We start from the raw sequence: 4,854 nt of genomic DNA on the forward strand, positions 1-4,854 counted from the left end.
GTTTTAATATTTTTGATAATTTATAGCCACAGAATTTGAAAATAAAAACCAAAAAAACCAGATCCCCGACTTCTTTAAGAAGTCGGGGATCTAAATTGCAGTCGGGGATCTGAAATTTTTAGCCTAGAGAAACAGTTAAGCTTCCAGGTTTAGCAAAATCACCAGTTAATACTACACCCCGATTATTGGTGTGTAAATGACGGAGAATTTTGTAAATTGCTTCTACTTCTTCAGCAGCACCGGACATATCTGCCAGTTCAGAAATAGAAAGTGCTTTTTTCTGGGTTTGCAACACTTCTAAAACTCGTTTTTGTAAATCGAGAATCACAGCGGCAGCTTTTTTACCAGCTTCCACACCTGGTTGATGATAAGCATTGACATTTATTAAACTGGCATATAAACCCACAGCCCGTTCATATAATGCAATTAACGCGCCAACTGTGCGAGCATTAACTTGAGGAATGCTGACTGTAATCGAATCGCGGTTATTCTCATACAATGCTTGACGAGTTCCTAACAAGAAACCACAGAGATAATCACCAGAAGTCACTCCAGGATCAACTTCTACGGATGTTCCTTGGCGATCTTCTAAAACTTCAATTAAGGTGGCAAAGAAATTGGGGACACCTTCACGCAACTGTTGCACATAGGCGTGTTGATCAGTTGAGCCTTTGTTGCCATAAACTGCAATCCCTTGAAATACAGTTTTCCCATCTAAATCTTTTTCTTTACCCAAAGATTCCATGATGAGTTGTTGCAAATAGCGGCTAAATAGCAACAAACTGTCTTTGTAGGGGAGGACTACCATATCTTTTTCACCTTTGCCATTTCCAGAGAAATACCAAGCAAGGGCTAATAAAGCGGCTGGGTTGTTTTTGAGATTGGGGACGCGGGTGGCATCATCCATTTCTTTTGCACCATCTAGCATGGCACGGATATCTATGCCCTGTAATGCCGCAGGTACTAGCCCTACAGCGGACATTTCTGAGGTACGTCCACCAACCCAATCGTACATGGAAAACCGGGCTAACCAATTTTCAGCTTTGGCGACTTTATCCAGGTTGCTATCTTGTCCGGTAATAGCGACTGCATATTTAGCAAAGTCTAATTTTTGGGCTGTGTAGGCTTGTTTGACCTCAATCATGCCGTTGCGAGGTTCGGGTGTGCCTCCAGATTTGGAAATGACTAATACCAAGGTTGTGGCTAGTTTATCGCCAAGTTGGGCAAGAACCCGATCAATTCCGGTGGGGTCGGAATTGTCTATAAAGTGAATTTGTAGGGGTGGTAAGTCGGGAGATAGGGCTTGGGTGACAAATTGGGGACCCAAGGCTGAACCACCAATACCAATGGAAATGATATCCGTGAAGCGGCACTCCTTGGGGGGATGAATTGCCCCGGTGTGTACCTGGTCGGCAAAAGCTTCGATTTGTTCTAAGGTTTGAACTATTTCTTGGGTGAGTTCGGGGGTGGGGGCTAAATCTGGATTCCGCAACCAGTAATGTCCTACCATGCGGTTTTCGTCGGGATTGGCGATCGCCCCTTTTTCTAATTCCACCATATCCGCAAACGCTTTGTCAAACTTAGGTTGCAATGATGCCAGAAACGCATCATCAAACCTCATTCGACTAATATCTAGATATAGTCCTAATCCTGGATGAAAATACAACCAGTCCTGGTATCGTTGCCAAAGTACCCTAGAATCCATAGGGAAATCTCAAATAAAGTGTTGGTCAAACACAAGTTTAATGTATGCTTTTGGCGATCCCTGCTTTGTCTTATACAGTTTTTAATAGAATAACGGATATAGAGGGGTTTCAGTTTACATTGCGTTACATTAACGGCTGATAACTGATAACTCAAACATGACAAATGGCAAGTAACTAAATTATGATCGAATACCTGATTTTTCTCGCTATTTCTACCGCCACCTTCGCCCTGTTCGGACTAGGACTCAATCTCCAATGGGGTTTTACTGGTTTAATTAACTTTGGTCATATTGCTTTCATGACTTTGGGTGCGTATACGACGGTTTTATTAAGTCTCAAGGGGGTACCGTTACTGCTATCGGCGGGAATCGGAGCAGTTGTAGCCGCAATGCTTGGTTTAGTAATTGGCTTTGCAACTTTGCGGTTACGCGAAGATTATCTTTCAATTGTCACCATTGGTACAGGTGAATTAATTCGATTAATAGTCAATAACCAGAATTTGCCTGTAGGTAATACGTGGATATCGGGATCTTTCGGTGTGCAAAGTTATGTTATCCCTTTATCAACAACTCCCAATTTATTTTTCCGCTTGGTTATGATTATTGTTCTCTCTCTCTTAACAGGAATCACATTATTTTCTCTATGGCATTGGGTGCGAACTGCTCAAATTTCTGTAAATAATAATACAGTCAGAAATAGTAGTCTTAAACAAGAATTTACTTCTCGGTTAATAGTCGGAATTGCTTTAGGGTTATTAGCTGCTGCAATTTATATTTCTGGTGTGATTGGACTATATAATTATAATCCCAAAGCCGGGTTAATGTTGTTCATATTATTAATCTTAGCTTTTGTTTTTTGGCGGTTGGAAATTTTAGTGCGATCGCCTTGGGGAAGAGTGCTAAAATCTATTCGTGAAGATGAAGAAATTCCCAAAGCCTTAGGTAAAAACGTCTTTTCCTATAAACTCCAATCATTAATGTTAGGTGGGGCAATTGCGGGGATTGCTGGAGCATTTTTTGCTTGGCAACTAGGCGCAATTTACCCCGATAACTTCCAACCCCAACTTACCTTTGATGCCTGGATTATGGTAATTTTAGGTGGTTCTGGCAACAATCTGGGAACTATTTTAGGTGCAGTTATTTTCTTTACCTATGATGCTATCACTAGAGAATTTTTACCCAAAATTGTTCCCCTAGATGTAGAACGGATTGGTGCGTTTCGGATCATGTTTATTGGGTTACTTTTAATGGTGTTGATGATTTGGCGACCTCAAGGGATTTTAGGGAAAAAGGAGGAACTGACTCTTGGTAAATAATTGGGCATTTGTGATGTTAAAATAGTTGATACGAGCCGTTTATGGGAGGAATAGCCATGATAGTTGCAACTGCTAACAAGATGACTTTTGAGGAATTTCTTAATTATGACGATGGGACAGATAATTTATATGAATTTGAGAACGGAGAATTAATTCCTATGCCTTTAGAAAGTGAGATAAATCGGCGCATAGCAATGTTTTTAGTTGCCTATTTTCTGCAATTGGGTATTCCCTATTACCGCTTGAGTATGAAAACAGAAATCGCTGTGAATAGTCGCCAGGTGGGGGTGCGTGTTCCTGATTTGACGGTGTTTTCTGAAGAATTAGCTCAGGTAATGCAGGGGGCTACACGCTCGCTGATTTTAATGGATATGCCGCTGCCTTTGCTGGTGGTTGAGGTAGTGAGTCCAAATCAGGAAAATCGTGATTATCGTTATAAGCGTTCTGAGTATGCAGCGCGGGGAATTACTGAGTATTGGATTGTTGATCCAATTGGGCAAAAAGTGACGGTTTTAGAATGGGTGGAGGGTTTTTATGAGGAGCAGGTTTATAGGGGAGATGAGATGATTTGTTCGCCTCTATTTAGTGATGTAAAGTTAACTGTGGCTGAGGTTTTACAGGGATGAAATTTGATCAAATCCGACAATCTTTATTTCATAACAATAATTAAAAACCAACAAAAAAACCTAGAAATGAAGTTGAGAAGAAAATTATAATGGTAAATAATATCGCATCACCCCAACTATCTCTTTTAGCTGCAACTGGACTTTCTAAAAATTTTGGCGGAATTAAAGCAGTTCAGGAAGCGAATATCGAAGTTATCAAAGGTAGCATTACTGGGTTAATTGGTCCCAATGGGGCTGGGAAAACTACTTTATTTAATTTACTCTCTAATTTTATTCGTCCCGATAAAGGTAGAGTGATTTTTGATGGTGAACCTATTCATCAATTACAACCATACCAAATTGCCCAACAGGGATTAGTGAGAACCTTTCAAGTTGCCCGGGTTTTGTCGAAGTTATCAGTATTAGAAAATATGCTTTTGGGAGCGCAAAAACAAACCGGTGAGAATTTTTGGCAAGTGCAATTTCAACCCCACATTGTTGCTAAAGAAGAAAAGCAACTAAAAGAACGAGCAATGTTTTTGTTAGAGTCAGTAGGCTTAGAAAAAAAAGCCGCTGATTATGCCGGTGGTTTATCTGGGGGACAGCGGAAACTTTTAGAAATCGGTCGGGCATTGATGACTAATCCTAAGTTAATATTGCTAGATGAACCTGCTGCTGGCGTAAATCCCAGATTAATTGATGACATATGCGATCGCATTCTAGCTTGGAATCGTCACGACGGCATGACATTTTTGATTATTGAACATAACATGGACGTAATTATGTCCTTATGTGATCGAGTTTGGGTATTAGCTGAAGGACAAAATCTAGCCGTTGGTAGTCCCACAGAAATCCAAAATAATACCAAAGTTTTAGAAGCATATTTGGGACAATGATATTATATTAGATATGCCTAAGAAAATTAGAGAACTGAAAAATTTATTACTGCAATCCGGTTTTACATATAAACCGGCAAAGGGAAGTCATAGCAAATGGATACATCCAAAATTATCTAAAGCTATTATCATTGCTGGTAAAGATGGTAGTGATGCTAAACAATATTTAGAGGATGTTTTAAAAGTATTAGATGAAACCGATAATCTCCAAAAACCTAACCCCCCTGCCCCCTTCCCTACGAGGGAAGGGGGTTTTCAAAGCCTCTCCCCGCTTCGGGGAGAGGTTTGGAGAGGGGTTTGTTTATACATTAAAAACTTCTCAAACACCCTCT

General features: G+C 40.3%; 4 protein-coding genes and 1 pseudogene. 4 read left to right on the plus strand and 1 reads right to left on the minus strand.

The features are described from left to right. Positions 1–118: 118 nt before the first annotated feature. Entirely contained in the window at positions 119–1,705 is a 1,587-nt protein-coding gene (locus IQ228_RS21220) for a glucose-6-phosphate isomerase (RefSeq protein WP_027402980.1), read from the minus strand. 182 nt (positions 1,706–1,887) lie between these two features. On the opposite strand from IQ228_RS21220, the gene IQ228_RS21225 reads away from it, so the two are divergent. The 4 genes and pseudogenes from IQ228_RS21225 to IQ228_RS21240 form a co-directional block, all read left to right on the plus strand. Then, complete coding sequence (locus IQ228_RS21225; protein WP_027402979.1) at positions 1,888–3,021, plus strand: branched-chain amino acid ABC transporter permease; 1,134 nt, start codon at positions 1,888–1,890, stop codon at positions 3,019–3,021. 56 nt (positions 3,022–3,077) lie between these two features. After that, positions 3,078–3,647, plus strand: a complete 570-nt coding sequence (locus IQ228_RS21230; protein ID WP_027402978.1) for a Uma2 family endonuclease — start codon at positions 3,078–3,080, stop codon at positions 3,645–3,647. Positions 3,648–3,736: 89 nt separating this feature from the next. Beyond that, positions 3,737–4,522, plus strand: coding sequence for an ABC transporter ATP-binding protein (locus IQ228_RS21235; RefSeq protein ID WP_193964335.1), 786 nt, complete (start codon positions 3,737–3,739; stop codon positions 4,520–4,522). Positions 4,523–4,535: 13 nt separating this feature from the next. Then, positions 4,536–4,736 (plus strand): annotated as a pseudogene (locus IQ228_RS21240) (type II toxin-antitoxin system HicA family toxin); the annotation flags it as partial. Positions 4,737–4,854 lie beyond the last annotated feature (118 nt).

The sequence above is a fragment of the Dolichospermum sp. LEGE 00246 genome (assembly GCF_015207865.1).
GTDB classification, from domain to species: domain Bacteria; phylum Cyanobacteriota; class Cyanobacteriia; order Cyanobacteriales; family Nostocaceae; genus Dolichospermum; species Dolichospermum heterosporum.